The 16,672-nt window shown below is 36.7% G+C and carries 18 protein-coding genes; 16 read left to right on the top strand and 2 right to left on the bottom strand.

Annotated features, from left to right (window positions below):
- Positions 1-214 precede the first annotated feature (214 nt).
- The 11 genes from LN736_RS05190 (at position 215) to LN736_RS05140 (ending at position 13,723) form a co-directional block, all read left to right on the top strand.
- Complete coding sequence (locus LN736_RS05190) at positions 215-604, top strand: transcriptional regulator (protein ID WP_229981124.1); 390 nt, start codon at positions 215-217, stop codon at positions 602-604.
- Positions 605-869: 265 nt separating this feature from the next.
- On the top strand, positions 870-1,982 hold the full coding sequence (locus tag LN736_RS05185; protein ID WP_229981123.1) for an Rpn family recombination-promoting nuclease/putative transposase: 1,113 nt from the start codon (positions 870-872) through the stop codon (positions 1,980-1,982).
- 51 nt (positions 1,983-2,033) lie between these two features.
- A complete protein-coding gene (locus LN736_RS05180; protein ID WP_268253777.1) occupies positions 2,034-3,383 on the top strand; it encodes a cell wall-binding repeat-containing protein in 1,350 nt (449 codons plus the stop codon).
- 164 nt (positions 3,384-3,547) lie between these two features.
- Positions 3,548-4,954 (top strand): tetratricopeptide repeat protein, encoded by a 1,407-nt coding sequence (locus LN736_RS05175; RefSeq protein ID WP_229981121.1) that lies wholly within the window; start codon positions 3,548-3,550, stop codon positions 4,952-4,954.
- Positions 4,955-5,214: 260 nt separating this feature from the next.
- Positions 5,215-6,108 (top strand): DUF4351 domain-containing protein, encoded by an 894-nt coding sequence (locus tag LN736_RS05170; protein ID WP_229981120.1) that lies wholly within the window; start codon positions 5,215-5,217, stop codon positions 6,106-6,108.
- Positions 6,109-6,310: 202 nt separating this feature from the next.
- Positions 6,311-9,613 carry a cell wall-binding repeat-containing protein gene (locus LN736_RS05165; protein ID WP_229981119.1) on the top strand — a complete coding sequence of 1,101 codons (3,303 nt, stop codon included), beginning with the start codon at positions 6,311-6,313 and terminating at the stop codon, positions 9,611-9,613.
- A gap of 257 nt (positions 9,614-9,870) precedes the next feature.
- Positions 9,871-10,161 carry a type II toxin-antitoxin system Phd/YefM family antitoxin gene (locus LN736_RS05160; protein WP_229981118.1) on the top strand — a complete coding sequence of 97 codons (291 nt, stop codon included), beginning with the start codon at positions 9,871-9,873 and terminating at the stop codon, positions 10,159-10,161.
- Positions 10,139-10,456, top strand: a complete 318-nt coding sequence (locus LN736_RS05155) for a type II toxin-antitoxin system RelE/ParE family toxin (RefSeq protein ID WP_150358109.1) — start codon at positions 10,139-10,141, stop codon at positions 10,454-10,456. Before LN736_RS05160 ends, LN736_RS05155 begins: the two co-directional genes overlap by 23 nt.
- 122 nt (positions 10,457-10,578) lie before the next feature.
- Positions 10,579-11,115, top strand: a complete 537-nt coding sequence (locus tag LN736_RS05150; RefSeq protein WP_150358108.1) for a transposase — start codon at positions 10,579-10,581, stop codon at positions 11,113-11,115.
- A 278-nt stretch (positions 11,116-11,393) separates the two neighbouring features.
- Entirely contained in the window at positions 11,394-12,854 is a 1,461-nt protein-coding gene (locus tag LN736_RS05145; protein WP_179978514.1) for a cell wall-binding repeat-containing protein, read from the top strand.
- An 11-nt stretch (positions 12,855-12,865) separates the two neighbouring features.
- The gene (locus LN736_RS05140; protein ID WP_229981117.1) at positions 12,866-13,723 is read left to right on the top strand and encodes an Rpn family recombination-promoting nuclease/putative transposase; all 858 of its coding nucleotides are present in this window, start codon (positions 12,866-12,868) and stop codon (positions 13,721-13,723) included.
- Positions 13,724-13,798: 75 nt separating this feature from the next.
- Here the strand turns inward: LN736_RS05140 and LN736_RS05135 are convergent, their stop codons facing one another.
- Complete coding sequence (locus LN736_RS05135; RefSeq protein ID WP_229981116.1) at positions 13,799-14,182, bottom strand: NifB/NifX family molybdenum-iron cluster-binding protein; 384 nt, start codon at positions 14,180-14,182, stop codon at positions 13,799-13,801.
- Positions 14,183-14,215: 33 nt separating this feature from the next.
- Positions 14,216-14,566, bottom strand: a complete 351-nt coding sequence (locus LN736_RS05130) for a DUF134 domain-containing protein (protein WP_229981115.1) — start codon at positions 14,564-14,566, stop codon at positions 14,216-14,218.
- A 354-nt stretch (positions 14,567-14,920) separates the two neighbouring features.
- Here LN736_RS05130 and LN736_RS05125 point away from each other — a divergent pair, with 354 nt between their 5' ends.
- From LN736_RS05125 to LN736_RS05105, 5 genes are all read left to right on the top strand, one after another.
- Entirely contained in the window at positions 14,921-15,061 is a 141-nt protein-coding gene (locus tag LN736_RS05125; protein ID WP_229981114.1) for a hypothetical protein, read from the top strand.
- 86 nt (positions 15,062-15,147) lie between these two features.
- A complete protein-coding gene (locus LN736_RS05120) occupies positions 15,148-15,429 on the top strand; it encodes a hypothetical protein (protein ID WP_229981113.1) in 282 nt (93 codons plus the stop codon).
- A 308-nt stretch (positions 15,430-15,737) separates the two neighbouring features.
- Positions 15,738-15,893, top strand: a complete 156-nt coding sequence (locus tag LN736_RS05115) for a hypothetical protein (protein ID WP_229981112.1) — start codon at positions 15,738-15,740, stop codon at positions 15,891-15,893.
- 267 nt (positions 15,894-16,160) lie between these two features.
- Entirely contained in the window at positions 16,161-16,559 is a 399-nt protein-coding gene (gene tnpA, locus LN736_RS05110) for an IS200/IS605 family transposase (RefSeq protein ID WP_179977325.1), read from the top strand.
- 9 nt (positions 16,560-16,568) lie between these two features.
- The coding region (locus LN736_RS05105; RefSeq protein WP_229981193.1) for a helix-turn-helix domain-containing protein at positions 16,569-16,672 on the top strand (104 nt) is incomplete at its 3' end.

The following is a 16,672-nucleotide window of genomic DNA, read 5'->3' as shown; positions in this document are numbered from 1 at the left end:
CTTACTTGATTATTAAGTTTTAATCTGTAAAAAATAATAAAAATCCTAGAAGCATATTATAAGAAGATCTATTTACTTGATTTTAAGTATGTACAATATCAGAATTTTGATTGTATGGTTATATAGAGCTCAATACTGAATTTCAATAATTGCCATGAATATGCTTTATTATAGCTTAATGTAAGGTGTAAAATAAGGATGGGGGTGAGTATAGATGGCATTTACGATGAAACAAATTGACGGCATAACAGTTATCAATAACAGCGGTAAGGTTGTCTTTCATGCTAAGTATAATCCGAGATTTAATAGAGATAGTGCTTTTTTAAAAGATCCCGATAAGAACCTTTTTGAACTGTATCCTGGGCTCCAGCCTGAAGATAGCACCTTGGTTGAATGTGTAAAAAGTGGGAAACGTATTTACCGTGAAGATCAGAAATTTTGTGATTGTAATGGTAATTTGATTAATACTGACAATGTGACACTGCCTATTGTAAAGAGCGGCAGGGTGGTTGGGGCAATTGAGTTGTCCAAGGATATTACTTCTATTAATGATCTGGCTGGTGGTTGCAGTGATGAAGTTAATGTGGGGCATAAAGACGGGTAAAAGGGGGTCAGTCCCCCTTCCTTTTTCTGCTAAAAAAGATTATCAGGTTTACAGGTTTAAATGTGGTTTTCACCTCCAGGAATTATTTCTGCTCACAGATATTTTTAGTATATTTAACATCTTACTTTTATTACACTGTATTACACTGTAGATTATCATAGGATGTTTTGATAAAATAAAAATAGAAATATATAATAAGTTGTATAGGAACAGATGTTCTGGCAAATACTAATAATACAGTAAGATATTATTAGGAGGAGATGGTATGCCGGAAGATAGAGTTCATCATGAACATGACGTAGGTTACAAATATATATTTTCTCATAAGGAAACATTTCTGGAACTGCTGCGGGGATTTGTCAAAGAAGATTGGGTTGATTTAATCAAGAGTGAGGATCTGATACTTATTGACAAGTCATATGTACTTGAAGACTTCAGTGAGGAAGAATCTGATATTGTATACAAAGTAAATTTAGATGGGCGGGATGTTATATTTTACATCCTTCTGGAATTTCAGTCCAGGGTGGACTACAGGATGCCCATGAGACTGCTGTTTTATATAGTTGAGATATGGAGAGAAATTTTGAAGAACACCTCAAAGAAGGAAAGACGCAGAAAAGATTTTAAATTGCCCTCAATTATTCCCATGGTGCTCTACAATGGTAAAGGCAGGTGGACTGCTTGTAGAAATTTTAGGGATGTACTGAGTGGTGGTGAACTGTTTGGCGAGAATATAATAGACTTTAGGTATATACTGTTTGATATTTACAGGTATGATGAAAATAATCTCAAAGCCATGGCAAATATGGTGTCTACTGTATTTCTTTTGGATAAAGAGATAAGCAGGGAAGATTTGATAAGGAGACTCAGGCTGACAGTCTATGCTCTTAAAAAGATAACACCAGAACAATTTGATATACTTAAAACCTGGCTTAAAGGCATAATGAAGCCAAAGTTAGATGAAAAATCCAGAGTTGAGGTAGAGGAAATATTGGAAAAGGCCAGTCAGAGGGAGGTGAATTCCATGGTATCCAATTTGGGCAAAACTATAGAGAATATTGTGAGAGAGGGTAAAACGAAGGGACTGGAAGAAGGCAGGAAGGAAGGCAGAGAACAAGGCATAAAAGAAGGCATAAAAGAAGGTAGAAAAGAAGGTAAAAAAGAAGGTATAAAAGAAGGTAGAAAAGAAGGTAGAAAAGATGGGTTGCTTCAGGGATTGGAAAAGTTATTGGGTATTAAATTTTCTGATACTTCCTGTATTGGCAGAATAAAAAAGATAGATGATGAAGATGTATTGAATTCTGTGTTTGAGGATGCAGTTAAGAGCAATTCCATTGGAGAGTTTGAAGAAAAATTGAGGCGGAGAAAATTAAATTAATGATAGTATTGGCTGATTTCCGGATAAAACCGGAAATCTTTATTTTTCAAGCTGGGGACTGACAGATTTGATACTTCTGTGAAAATAGCCGATTACGGGTGGAAGAGCTCCAAAAATGTTGTAATTGCAGATGGGCAGGGGAATGATGCTTTTGCCGATGCTGTAGCTGGTACATCACTTGCATATTATCTCAAATGTCCCATACTTTTGACCAATATTGTGAGTACACCGGATATTGTAAAAAATGAAATCAAAAAGCTGGGAGCAGAAAATATTTACATAATGGGAGGAACCGGAGTCATATCGGCATCCCAGGAAAACAGCTTCAAGTCGGAAGGATACAATGTGACCAGGATAGCGGGGACGGATAGATTTGACACTGCCTGCAAAGCAGCGGACATATTGAATTCAAAATCAAAGATAAGCAAAGTGTATATAGTACCATCGGATAAATTCCAGTATGCACTTATAGCAGCACCTTATGCGGCAAGAGAGGGGGCAGCCATTTTGTTTACTGGTCCTGGTGATAAAAATATGCGGGCTGATGTAAATGGTAAGACCAGGAGTGAAATATTGAAATTGGGAGTAAAAAATGCAGTTGTGGTGGGTTCATATAATGTAGTTTCCTATGATGTAGAGGCACAGCTTGAAAATATGGGATTAAACTGCCTTACAATACATGGTACAACCCCTCAGAGTGTGGCATCAGGCTTTATGGATACAAACAAAGGCAGCGGCATTTCCATTTCCAGCGACAGCTTTTTTGCAGATGCACTTTCAAGCTCTGTCCTGACAGCCAGGCATAATTACAACCCTCTTCTCGTAAATACAAAACTCAGGTATACTCTGGATGATGTTTCAAAACCTGTATTGCTGTTCGGGGGAACTGGTGTGGTAAGTGACAGCCTGGGAAATTATATAAAGGATTCAGCCGGGGCACATGATATTTCAAATGATGAAATTTATCAGCTGCTTTCAGATTCACGGGCATCTCTGGAGGATGTCATGTATTCTGCTGACAATAAAGAACAGCTGGAAAATGTTATAACTTCAGATGACGGGACAAAATATGTACCAACTCCGGATCAGTACAGCAGTTATGATAAAGTGGAGAATTTCCTTTCAAAATATGGTACGGATGATTATGTTGCAGATGAATTGGATTCTCTGGGCGATTTTTATGGATATACTTTTAATGGAAATCCGGTGAGCGTCTTGGGAAATGTGGGAATAAATTTTTATAACTTTAGAAATGTGCTTGTAACCAGGGAAGATGTTGACTACACTACTATACAGGCCGTTTATAATAGGTATGATAGTTCTGGAATTTATGAGAAGATGTATGTGACCTTGAAATTTCAAAGCAATAAATGGAAGATTTCTAATTTGATTTACAAGTAGAACAGGGGACTGACCCCCACCCAATAATTGGGTGGGGGTCAGTCCCCATGGTAATTACTGTTAATGCTAAAAGAAATTTATGATTAAAAAAGGATTGGAAACATGAAATATTTAAAATCGACGATTCGTTGATTAATATGAAGACAAAAGGGGACAAGCTTATTATGAAGAAAAAATTATTGGTGTCAATCCTGGTAGTAATTGCTGTAATATGTGTTTATGGTGGATATAAGTACAACCAGTTTCAGCAGTTTGGCAGGTACGTAAAAGAGGCAAACCAGTGTGTCAAAGAGGAAAAATATACTCAGGCAATTGAACTTTACAACAAGGCACTGGCAAATAAAAATGATTATTCCGTTAGGGCAGGCCTTGAATCCGCCGAGAAATTACTTGCATCCAAGAATTCCTACCTGGCCGGGGAGAAGCAGATTAGTCAGAAAAAATATAGTGATGCTGTTGAAAGCCTGAAAAAAGTCTGGATAAAGGATAAAAAGAGGTATTTGAAAGCTCAGATTGACATTATAGAAAGCTACTATAATATAGGTAACATGGATTTGGCCGAAAAATACATAAATGGAATTAAAAATTCACTTGAAAAATCTGAACTGCCGCAGGTGATGAAGACCCTGTATGCAAGGGAAGGGGATTTTAACCTCAATAAAAATAATTTCAATGCTGTGAATTTTTATCAAAAAGCGTCTAAATATGGTTATGAACTCAATAAGAGCAATAATTACAAGACAGCTATATTTTCAGCTGCTGCAGACTCTTTCAATAAAGACTACCTTTACCCTCTGGAAAGGGACAAGTTTAAAACCTATCTTTGTAGTTTCGAGAACAAAAACTCTTACGACGATGTCATGATTGCTACAGAGCCGGTGGGAAGCGGTATGTACTCGGACTGCTATATCTATAGATTTGAAGGCTCAAATTGTACTCTGCTGTTTAAAAATGATGCTGGAGATCAATCTTTTAGAGTTTTTGACTATTTTAATTCCAGCCTGATGGATGGCTACAAGGTGATGTTTTCTTCAAAATACAGCCCTAAAAAATATTTGGTGGATATTAGTACAAGAGGTGACAATGCAGGTGAAAATTTTTATATGGGAGATTCACAGGGACCGCTTTGGAAACCTGTAGATATAGATAAAGATGGAATTCATGAAATAGAATCCACTGTATATTTAGACGGAACCAGCCATGGTGATTTTATAACGGATGCCAATACATATTTTCAATACAATACATCCAAAAAAAGCTGGAATTTTAAGGATTATTCCATTGAACAGGGTTCTTATGGCAAATATCCGGTAAGTAAATTGGGAAATGATTTTGATCCTGGTTTTAAAGTGAGTACCGGTGATCAGGCAGCAGATATTCTCAAATCTAAAATAGGAGGGTCTGATAATATTAAATTTAATTCCGAGTGCATAATTGGCAGGGACAGTGAGGTTCCCCAAAATGCCTGGGGCAAAGCGGCATATATATGTTTTGATGAAAATAACCCGGATACAAGCTATTGCATAGTAAAAAGTACTGGACAAATTTATGACAGGGGACTGACCCCCTGACAAAAAATGTAAGGGGGTCAGTCCCCTGTAGGTTAAAGAAGATTGGGTTAATTTAATCAAGTGTTCAGATAAAGACAGTACTTTCTTGAAAGATCCTGATAAGAGCCAGAGCCTTTTTGAATTGTATCCTGGGCTTCAGCCTCTCTTTTTATCAAAGGGAAACTGACCTCCTTATATTTATTAAAGTTCTTTCAACAATAGCAAAGATATGATAATATGTAATTACAAATACAGTTATTAAATTGCAAAGGAGTTCAGCCATGGCGGAAAAAATCAAAAATATTGAAGATGCTGTAATGAAAAGCGTACTGGATGTTTTCAAAGAAGATGCCCTTGAATTCTTCGGCATAAAGGCAAAAATAATTACTGCTGCCAGAACCGAGCTAAAAAACCTTCAAATAGATACTTCTTTTATGGACTACACGTTCTTATTGGATGATAATTTCTTTTTGCACCTTGAATTTCAAACTACCAACAGGAAAAATGACCTGGCAAGGTTTCTTGCCTATGATGCAGTTTTATATTACAAAGAGCACAGGCCTGTAAACACAATTGTGGTTTATTCTTCCAATATCAAAAAGGCCGAAACAAATATAAATACAGGATCAATAAAATATTCAGTCAGTGCTTTTTACATGAATTCTCTCGATGGCGGCGCAAAATATGAATACTTGAAGCATAAAATACAAGGTGGTGATATTTTAAACAGCAATGATCTATTGTCCCTTGTGTTTTTACCTATAATGGGCAACACCAAAGATAAAAACGAGAGAATACTGGAATCTATAAAATTGGCAAAAGAAATAAAAAACAGGCAAAACCAGATGAATTCCTTAGCTCTTTTGTACGCTTTTGCTGAAAAATTTGCAGAGGGCGGCGATATGGATAAAATTAAGGAGGTGTTTTCAATGACTGAACTTGGCAGACTACTGAGAGAGGAAGGTAAAGAGGAAGGTAGAAAAGAAGGCAAAAAGGAAGGTAGAAAACAGGAACTTATAAGGACATCTACCAGACTGTTGACTAAAAAATTTGGCATTTTACCTGATGATGTAAAAACCAAAATAGAAAATTCCGATACTACCGTGCTTGAGATAATTGTTGATGAGATACTGGACTTTAAGAAACTTGAAGACACATATAAATATTTCAAATAGAGAAATTGATATAAGGGGGTCAGACCCTCACCCAATTATTGGGTGAGGGTCTGACCCCCTGACAGTTATTGGAAAAGAAGCGCTGAAATAGCACTCCTTTTCTTTTTGCTTTGATTAAAGACATATTTGACTCTTATATAAATTCAAGCCATATGGTACAATATTCATATAATGCTAAAAAGGACTGGAGGTAGTAAATTTTATGAATAGAAATACCGTAAAAACTATAGGCGGTACTGCTGTATTTTCTCTTATAATATCTGCAGCTGTCCCTGTAGTTCCTGTAAAAGCTTCAGAAAATCAGCTTGTTCAGCTGGGGGGTACAGACAGCTATGAAACTGCGGCCGCTGTTGCAGACTCTAATTGGACTAGCAGTGATAATGTGATACTCGTATCCAGCGAAGGTTATGCAGATGCTATTAGTGCAGTAGTGCTTTCAAAACAGTTGAATGCACCGATACTTTTAACTGGAAGTTCCAGTTTAAACAGTACTACAAGTGATGAAATAAGTAAATTGAAACCGAAGAATATATATATAGTAGGCGGAGAATCGGTAATATCTGAGAGTGTGAGGACACAGCTGAGAAACAGTAATTATAATCTGATTGAACTTTCCGGTAAAAACAGGTATGAGACCAATGCTGCTGTGGCAGGGGAACTTGTGAAACTTGGAGTGGATCCCTCGGATGTCATGATGGTGGGTGGAAGCGGATTCTCAGATGCTCTTTCTGCAGCTCCGGCAGCTTCTGCCAGAGATGAAATACTTCTTCTTGGCGATAATGACAGCACTGCCATGTCTTCCGTAAGCAGTTTTGTGAAGAGCAACAATTCCAGGGTTACAGTTGTAGGTACAAAGAATATTATAGGTGAAAGTATTTATAATTCTTTGGGAGCAGTTAAGAGGATAGAGGGCGGCGCTGACAGATTTGCAACCAATCTCAACGTGCTCAGGGCTTTTGACGAAAACCTGAAACCGAACAGCATATATGTGGCCAACGCCAGCGGCGGAAGGTATGCTGATGCTCTCGTAGCAGCCTCTGTTGCGGGAATAAAATCTTCACCTCTGGTACTTGTAAACGGGGATGGAGATCTGCAGACCGAAGGTGCATTGAATTATATTAAATCGAAAGCTGGTTCTGATTCAGAAGTAAATGTAATATCGGAAAAAGGAGTTATTTCGGACAATACCATTTCGGATATAAAGAATGCAGCAGGTGGAACTGTAGAGGACAGTGACACGGTGAAATCTGTAACTGCAGTTGGCTTGAATCAGGTAAAAGTTGTATTTAATACTGCTGTTGACAAGAATTCTGCCGAGAGAACTGCAAATTATGAGATAGATGGAAACTCATTAGGACAATCTTCCGCATATCTCCAGGATGATGACAGGACTGTTGTAATCACCTTCAGGAATACATTTTCCCAGGGGAAAAAGGTCACATTTACTGTAAAAGGTAATATTCTCGATGATACTTCTTCTTCCAACATAGGCAAATATGAGAAGGATATTACATTTCAGGAAACCGGTTCTCCTTCCATAAGTTCCGTGGATGCGGTGGGAGGCAATAAACTGAAGGTCAGATTTTCCGAGCCTGTGAGAATGCAGGAAAGTGATCTGTCTTCCATGAAGATAAACAAGAGAAGCGTGAGAAACTACGGGCTTGATACTTCCCATACCGAGCTTGTAAATCAATCCGGGGACTGGGCAGACGGGGTTGATCTCTATTTTGACTCCATACTTCCCATAGGCGACAATACCTTTACCATGCCTGACGGCACGTCGGGAAGCAAATTTGACAATGGGGCCAATATTCCTATCCAGAGCCAGTCTAAAGGATTTACAGTTGAATCTGTATCGGGAAGTCCCAAAGTTGAAAGTGTTACCACAAATAATGCAGGGACCATATATATAAAGTACAACAGGGCAATGGATACTGACACAGCTCTTGAACCTTCCAACTATAAGATAAATGGGGATACTGTGGATGTGGATTCTTCCTATGTTACTTTTGATTCCGGATCCGGGGACAGCGTAGTGAAGATAAAGAATATAGGAAGCATGATGAATCAGGGCACTAATACCATTTTGATCAAGGATAACGTAGAGGATACCTTCCAGAATACAATCAGCCAGACTAGCATGACCCTTTACTATGGAAGCAGCAGCCAGAAACCTTCAGTTACATCTGCGAATATTCTGGATGAAGAGACTATAAGGGTTAAGTTTAACAAGGATGTGGTGAGAAGTTATGCCACAAATACTGGAAATTATAAGCTTGTGGATTCTGATGGAAATGATGTGAGTTACAAGCTCAACAATGTAAATACTATAACGGTGGATGGGAACAATAACAGGACCTTTGATCTCAAATTTGATGACAATACCTTGAACGGCTCAAAGTACACTTTGACTGTAAAAAACATCATAGACACAGAGGCAAAGCCAAATGTAATGGATACTTATACTGCTGTGCTTTCTGGTATGGACAATGAAGGACTTAAAGTTACGGAAATAGTAAAGAGGGCGGATAATTCCCAGGCTGTAGCAATGTTTTTCAACCGTACCATGGATGATGATTCCATATCCGACAAGTCAAACTATGTTTTCAGGGATGGAACCGGAGAAGTCAGAAATCTTCCGGGAGGGGCATCTGTAACATCTTCTTTTGACGACAAGAGCGTTACTATCGAATTTCCTTCAAGCTATAAAATAGACAGCAACGGCACTACAGCCAGGGATGTAATTCAAGTTGGAGTCAAGGATGTGGTTGATGAGAATGGAGATTCGCTGGATTTGGGCTCATATATCGGTGACATAAGCACCTCCAGCAGCAGCGGTCCTGGAATTATATCCGGTACTGCCGAGATGACTTTTATAGGCGATGATATAAGAGTGAAGGTTTCTCTTTCTGCGGCCCTTGATGTTTTTGTCATGGGTGACTTCAGGGTTGATGGAAACAAGCCTGACAGCGGCACTACTGTTGGAAATGATGTTATTCTCATATATAAAGCCGGCGTGAAAAATGGTGATAAGATAGAAGATATAAAGAATTCTGGTGAAAGTACCAGTGTGAGCATAGTGGGCAATAGTTCTGTGGATTCTGCAGGACGTAATATAAGGACAGGTTCCACTAAAGTCTATATACCTCCTATGACGAAATCCGATCAGTTTACAGCAACCAGTGCTTCAAATACGGATACTGTAAATGTGGTCTTCAACCAGGATGTGGATACCGCCATACAGAATCAATATGGAGATGATTTCGTATTTAAGGATTTGACTACAGGGAAAACACTCACTCCGAATGCCATAAGTGTTGATGGCAAAACGGTTATCTATAGATTCAGCAGCTCTTCCTTTGACAAGGGCGATACAGTCAAAGTGTCTGCCAGCGGCACTTCTTCTGCCATAAGCATAAGAAGTGAAAAGCATGACAATGCTGCATACACCACTTATTCGCCTTCAAGTGACGATATAGACGGATATAACATTACAGTGAAGTAATTGTTTGGGGTCAGACCCCCATCCAGTTAGTGGATGGGGGTCTGACCCCATAACAATATTTGGAAAAGGAGCGCTATTTTAGTGCTTCCTTTTCTTTCGTTTTGATTAAAGACACCTGCTTATGAGCATAATTTAAGACAAAAGAAGATGGTGGGAAGATGGGTTCATGATTTTTCTGTGAGTCCTTATTGTTGGTTGATTCCATAGCATGAAAAGAGTATAATATGATTAGAATGTTACTATAAGGAGTTGATACCATGCAGATTAAACCGTCCGCAAGCATCCGACAGAACTATAATGAAATTGCAGCTTTATGCAAATCTTCCGGTGAGCCTGTCTATCTTACAAAAAATGGTGAGGGCGACCTCGTGGTTATGGATATAGAAGCGTTTAACCGTCGTGAAAAAATGTTAAAACTAAGAGAAGAGCTGTTATCTGTTGAGGAAGATCGTGTGGCTGGTCGTACGGGAAGTACAACGGATGAGTTGGACAGCTATCTGGACAGCATTATAGATGAGGTGGAACATGGAAAAGAGACCTCAATATAAAATAGTTGTTTCAGACCGTGCCCGTCAGATGCTGGTGTGTCATGTCCGATTTCTGGCACAGAAAAGTCCAACAGCTGCCCGTAAAATAAAAAATGGCCTAATGGATGCCATTCGATCTCTTTACCAAATGCCGGAGCGTTTTCCATTTCTGTATGCTGAATTTATTCCTCCAAATAAATACCATAAGATGTTCGTAGAAAAATGGTATCTGATTTTATATCAGATTAAGGATCAGACGGTGTACGTTGACTATATTGTAGATTGTAGGCAGGATTATGGGTGGTTGGTAAAATGAGGGGTCTGACCCCATAACAATATTTGGAAAAGGAGCGTTATTTTAGCGCTTCTTTTTCTTTCGTTTTGATTAAAGACACCTGCTTATGAGCATAATTTAAGACAAAAGAAGGTGGTGGGAATATGGCTAGGGCAAAGAGAGAGTGGTTTCCAGGTGCACGGTATCATATAATTTGCAGAGGAAATCATAAAAATGATTTATTTAAAGATGAGAAAGATTATCAGGTCTATTTGAACATATTGAAATATGTGAAGAAGAAGTTGGGATATGACTTATACTGTTACTGCTTCATGACAAATCATGTTCATATGCTTATTGGGACAGAAGAAATGCATATAGGCAGGATTATGAAGAGAATAAATATGATTTACTCAATTTATTTTAATAAAAGATATAATCTCATAGGTCATTTGTTCCAGGACAGATATAAATCTAGACTGATAAAAGATGATGTGCATATGCTTGAGGCAAGCAGATATATACATTTAAATCCTGTAAAAGCCAATATGGTAAAAAATCCTGAAGATTACAAGTGGAGCAGTTATAGAAGTATTATAGGATTATCTGAAGAAAAAATAATTAATCCAGAAAAGATACTTTTTTATTTTGAAGATAGGGAAAACTATAAAAAATTTGTTGTATGGGGTCTGACCCCATGACAGAAAATGTAAATAAAAATGAACGAAAAAATAGTTGATAAAGTTGATAGATTTATATAGCAAAGCATGGATTATAGATTATAATAAAGGTAAAAGAGTATTTTAAATAGGAAATCATTTGACTTTTATAAAATGTTTCGATAATTGCTATAGGTACTTTTTATGGAGCGTATCTTATTAATTATTGGGGCTTTAATTATCTCCTAGAGGGAATAAAATAACTAATGGATTAATAAATGATATTATAGTGTTTTTATTGATAAAGGGGATGTGAATTTATGAAAAAATTTAAATCACTTTTTACTGTATTTTTAACTTGTGTAATAGTTCTTTTATGTGGTTTCTTTAATGAGAATGGGGCTGAAGCTGCACAGAATATAATAAGGCTTGGAGGATCTGACAGATTTGATACATCTGTGAAAATAGCCGACTATGGATGGAAAAATTCTACAAATGTTGTGATTGCAGATGCACAGGGGAATGATGCCTTTGCCGATGCCACCGCCGGTACATCACTGGCATATTACCTCAACTGCCCCATACTTTTGACTGATATTGAGAGTACGCCTGATGTTGTAAAAAATGAAATCAAAAATCTGGGTGCAAAAAATGTTTATATAATGGGAGGAACCGGAGTTATATCGGCATCCCAGGAAAACAGCTTCAAGTCGGAAGGATACAATGTGACCAGGATAGCAGGGACAGATAGATTTGACACTGCCTGCATGGCAGCGGACATATTGAATTCAAAATCAAAGATAAGCAAAGTATATATAGTGCCCTCGGATAAATTCCAGTATGCACTTATAGCAGCGCCCTACGCGGCAAGAGAAGGGGCAGCCATCTTGTTTACTGGTTCTGGTGATAAAAATATGCGATCTTATATAAATGATAGGACCAGGAGTGAAATATCGAAATTAGGAGTAAAAGATGCAGTTGTGGTGGGTTCATATAATGTAGTTCCCTATGATGCAGTTGCACAACTTGAAAATATGGGAGTCAGCTGTCTTACAATACATGGTACGACCCCTCAGAGTGTGGCATGGAACTTTATGGATACAAATAAGGGTAGCGGCATTTCCATTTCCAGCGATAGCTTTTTTGCAGATGCACTTTCGAGTTCTGTTCTGACAGCCAGGTACAATTACAACCCTCTTCTTGTAAATACAAAACTCAGGTATACCCTGGATGACACTTCAAAACCTGTGTTGCTGTTCGGTGGAACTGGTGTGGTAAGTGACAACCTGGGGAATTATATAAAGGATTCAGCCATGGCACATGATATTTCAAATGATGAGATTTACCAGTTGTTTTCAGATTCGCAGGTATCTCTGGAGGATGTCATGTATTCTGTTGACAATAAAGAACAGCTGGAAAATATTATAACTTCAGATGATGGGACAGAATATGTACCAGTTCCCGATCAATACAGCAGTTATGAGAAGATTAAAGATGTGATTTCAAGATATGATACGGATGATTATGCTGAAACTCAATTAGGTTATCTGAAGAATTTTTATGGATATACTTTTAATGGAAAAACCATGAGCGTTTTGGGGAATGTGGGGATAGGCTTTTATGACCTTAGAAATGTGCTTGAAAGCAGGGAAGATGTTGACAACACCACTATACGAGTTAGTTACAATAGTTATAGTAGTGGGGGCTCGAATGATTATGAGAAGATGATTGCAACCTTGAAATTTGAAAACAATAGATGGAAGATTTCTGATATAAGTTAAGTGAAGATTTGATGCTTATTGATAAGTCATATATACTTGAAGACTTCAGTGAGGAAGAATCAGATATTGTATACAAAGTAAATTTAGGTGGGTGGGATGTTATATTTTACTTCCTTCTGGAATTTCAGTCCAGGATGGACTACAGAATGACCATGAGACTGCTGTTTTATATAGTTGAGATATGGAGAGAAATTTTGAAGAATACTTCAAAGAAGGAAAGGTGCAGAAAAGATTTTAAACTGCCCTCAATTATTACCATGGTGCTTTACAATGGTAAAGGCAGGTGGACTGCTTGTAGAAATTTTAGGGATGTACTGAATGGTAGTGAACTGTTTGGTGAGAATATAATAGATTTTAAGTATATATTGTTTGATATTTACAGATATGATGAAAATAATCTCAAAGCCATGGCAAACATGGTATTTACTGTATTTCTATTGGATAAGGAGATAAGCAGGGAAGATTTGATTGAAAGATTGAGACTTACAGCATATGTACTCAAGAAGATAACTCCTGAACAGTTTGACATATTGAAAACCTGGTTGAAAAGCATAATGAAACCCAGGTTGGATGGAGAATCCAGAATAAAGATAGAGGAAATGCTGGAAAAATCCAGTCAGAGGGAGGTGGATTCCATGGTATCAAATTTAGGTAAAACTATAGACAATATCATAAAAGAGGGAAGAAAAGATGGATTGCTTCAAGGATTAGAAAAGTTATTGGGTATTAAATTTTCTGATACTTCCTGTATGGGTAGAATAAAAAAGATAGATGATGAAGATATATTGAATTCTGTGTTTGAGGATGCAGTTAAAAGCAATTCCATTGGAGAGTTTGAAGAAAGATTGAGACAGAGGAAATTAAACTAGCTGCAGCCTCAAACTCGGATTTAGTTGGAACTGCCGCATAATTCAATTATGAAGCAGTTCTTTTTGGTGTTTGTTTTAATGGCTGCAGTTATGGACATGGTTGGTGCAGCTGTGGTTGTTATCCTGATGATGATTGCATTTTATGTGGGCATCAAAATTTAAATTCCCTTCAAGATAATCCTTTACAGCATTATCAGAGCTGCCGCTGACGCCTCCAAAAAATTGGATGCCTTTTTCAGCCAGGGCATTCTGGGCACCTTCCCCTATACCACCGCAGATTAATATTGAAACTTCTAGGGATTTGAGTATGTTTACCAATGCTCCATGTCCATTGCCATTTGTGGATACTATTTTACTGTCCGTAATTTTATTGTTTTCTGTTTTATAAATTTTAAATTGTTCCGTCCTGCCGAAATGCTGAAATATTTGTCCATTTTCATAAGGTACTGAAATGATCATGAAATTTTCCCCCCTGTATTTTAAATCAAATTTTTATCTATTGCAAAGCTTTTTAGGACAGTGAATGCACCTGCACTTTTTAGTGGAATCACTGCAGAGAATGTAATTTCCTCCGTTAATGTGAAGTTCTTTTCCTTTTACTATGCATTCTGCCAATTTTGTTCTGGCACTGCTGTAAATTGACTGGACAGTGGTTCTGGCAATTTTCATCTGCCGGGCACATTGAATTTGCGTAAGCCTTTCGAGGTCAATAAGTCTTATGGTCTCAAACTCATCTACCGTCATATGAATTGTTTCAATGATATCTTTTGAAGAACTAAGGGGACCAAAATTTTGTTTTTCGGGAAGGCAGCATATCTGTCTGCATTTGGTTGGCCTCGGCATAAGCTCATCACCTTTCTTTTTGTATAGTAAATGACATATGTCATTTATAATTTAATTATAAATCATTATTGGCATATGTCAATAATAACTGTCCCCATCGGTCGTGAATAAATTGTGAACAAAATAAACGGGCAAGACAGGGTAATGATATTTGAAAGGCTGTTGAAGAAAAAATCCAGGCATACACCTGTAACAAAAACATACATGTGTATGCTTTTGTTACATAACCCGAAGCATATTTAGATATCAAAATTTGAAATTCAAAATAGGCAAATTGCATCTGAATATAAGAATCATTTGACTTTTTATGAGAATAATATATGATATAATAAAATCAATAGAGTAGGATGGTTGATGAATTTGGCGGATGAGAAAGTAAAGTGGCATCCGGCCTTTGCGGCAGCAGTACAGCTGGAATTAAAGGAATATAGAAAATATTTGGAATTTATAACAGAATATCAGCTGACGGATGAACCACTTAGAATAGATATATAGATAATATAAAAGATCCACTGTATGCGGTCATAATGGATGTACTGTTGAAAATGAATCCTAATGAAATACTGGAGGTGTATAAAAGTATGGGAATGCCAAAAATAAATGAAGGCAACATGGAATTTTTGCTGGATATGATGAAAAAACTTGAACTTGATAAAAAACTTAAACAGGAAGGACTAAAAGAAGGCATGGAAAAGGGGATGGAAGAGGGCATAGAGAAGGGTATGGAAAAAGGTATAGAAAAGGGGATGGAAGAATGCATAAAAAAGTTAATATTGAAACAGCATAAAAAGGGACTTTCAGTAGAATATATAGCGGATATAAATGATATTGATGTAGAGTATGTAAAAAAAATCGTAAAATGATCTGATTCTTGGTAAAACAGAACAGGATAATATATAAACAGGACTGCCGGAGATGAAAATTGAACTGACCCCCATAAGTTAGACCTAAAAATCTAACTTATGGGAGGTCAGTTTTTTATTAGAGCTGGAATTTGTCTTCCACAAAAATTAACAAATTGTAAAGTTTAAAAAGGAACTTGAGGTTTTTTGTAGAATATTTTAGAAAAAATGAAAATATGAATAAAACAGGTATATACAAAACAACTTAAATTGCGAACTTTAAGTGGACATAATAGTAGTGGGTACACTTTGAGTTATGGAGGTACAAAATGGAAGATGAAGTAAAATATTTGATAGGAAATTTGAGTACTGCTTGTAACAAGATTGAGGAAAATAAAATAACTGAACAAAAAATTTTTACACTGAAAAATGAATACAATAAAAAAATAACTGGTGAAGATGAAAGGGTTGACAGGATATTTTAGAAAAATTAAGCGGGTATGATAAAAAAATTAATGAGATTGAGCATTATTGCCAGATGAAAATAGACAACCTGGAAAAAGAAAATTCTAAATTGAGAAAAAATGTACATGAATTTAACAAAAAGGGCGTAATTCTCCTATCTTCTATAAGTGGGAGATGAATAGTCCTTGTTATTTTAGGTTCGATGCCTAAAATAATAACTACTTGACGAATTATTATATATGATGTATTCTAAAATCAGTGGTAAATATATAAATGAGGTAAAATAAATGGATTTAGATACAAATAATCATTCAGTATTTTTGCTAAATTATCATTTGGTATTGGTTGTTAAATATAGGAGAAAAGTAATAAATGATAAAATATCAAATAGGCTAAAGGGAATATTTGAGTATATATGCCCTAAATACAATATTACTTTATGCGAATGGAATCATGATAAAGACCATGTACACCTTTTGTTTAGAGGATCACCAAATACAAATATATCAAAATTTATAAATGCTTATAAGAGTGCCGGCAGCAGACTTATAAAAAAGGAGTTCCCATCAATAAAAAAACAATTATGGAAAGAGTACTTCTGGAGTAAAAGTTATTGCCTTATAACAACTGGTGGTGTTCCAATTGATATAGTTAAGGAGTACATTGAAAATCAAGGAATGAAATGAGGTGAAAATGTGTTAAAAGCTTATAAATACAGGATTTACCCGAACAAAGAACAAAAATTGTATTTTGCTGGAACTTTTGGCTGTGTCAGATTTATATATAACCAAATGCTGGC

It is taken from the genome of Clostridium aromativorans, assembly GCF_020908015.1.
Taxonomy (GTDB): Bacteria; Bacillota; Clostridia; order Clostridiales; family Clostridiaceae; genus Clostridium_B; species Clostridium_B aromativorans.
The sequence above is the reverse complement of the archived record's forward strand: the minus strand, read 5'-3'. Positions and strand labels throughout refer to the sequence as shown.

Coding starts and splice junctions, on each gene's coding strand:
- LN736_RS05190 (WP_229981124.1), top strand. CDS start 215: ATGGCATTTACGATGAAACAAATTGACGGCATAACAGTTATCAATAAC.
- LN736_RS05185 (WP_229981123.1), top strand. CDS start 870: ATGCCGGAAGATAGAGTTCATCATGAACATGACGTAGGTTACAAATAT.
- LN736_RS05175 (WP_229981121.1), top strand. CDS start 3,548: ATGAAGAAAAAATTATTGGTGTCAATCCTGGTAGTAATTGCTGTAATA.
- LN736_RS05170 (WP_229981120.1), top strand. CDS start 5,215: ATGGCGGAAAAAATCAAAAATATTGAAGATGCTGTAATGAAAAGCGTA.
- LN736_RS05165 (WP_229981119.1), top strand. CDS start 6,311: ATGAATAGAAATACCGTAAAAACTATAGGCGGTACTGCTGTATTTTCT.
- LN736_RS05160 (WP_229981118.1), top strand. CDS start 9,871: ATGCAGATTAAACCGTCCGCAAGCATCCGACAGAACTATAATGAAATT.
- LN736_RS05155 (WP_150358109.1), top strand. CDS start 10,139: ATGGAAAAGAGACCTCAATATAAAATAGTTGTTTCAGACCGTGCCCGT.
- LN736_RS05150 (WP_150358108.1), top strand. CDS start 10,579: ATGGCTAGGGCAAAGAGAGAGTGGTTTCCAGGTGCACGGTATCATATA.
- LN736_RS05145 (WP_179978514.1), top strand. CDS start 11,394: ATGAAAAAATTTAAATCACTTTTTACTGTATTTTTAACTTGTGTAATA.
- LN736_RS05140 (WP_229981117.1), top strand. CDS start 12,866: ATGCTTATTGATAAGTCATATATACTTGAAGACTTCAGTGAGGAAGAA.
- LN736_RS05135 (WP_229981116.1), bottom strand. CDS start 14,182: ATGATCATTTCAGTACCTTATGAAAATGGACAAATATTTCAGCATTTC.
- LN736_RS05130 (WP_229981115.1), bottom strand. CDS start 14,566: ATGCCGAGGCCAACCAAATGCAGACAGATATGCTGCCTTCCCGAAAAA.
- LN736_RS05125 (WP_229981114.1), top strand. CDS start 14,921: ATGAATTTGGCGGATGAGAAAGTAAAGTGGCATCCGGCCTTTGCGGCA.
- LN736_RS05120 (WP_229981113.1), top strand. CDS start 15,148: ATGGGAATGCCAAAAATAAATGAAGGCAACATGGAATTTTTGCTGGAT.
- LN736_RS05115 (WP_229981112.1), top strand. CDS start 15,738: ATGGAAGATGAAGTAAAATATTTGATAGGAAATTTGAGTACTGCTTGT.
- tnpA (WP_179977325.1), top strand. CDS start 16,161: ATGGATTTAGATACAAATAATCATTCAGTATTTTTGCTAAATTATCAT.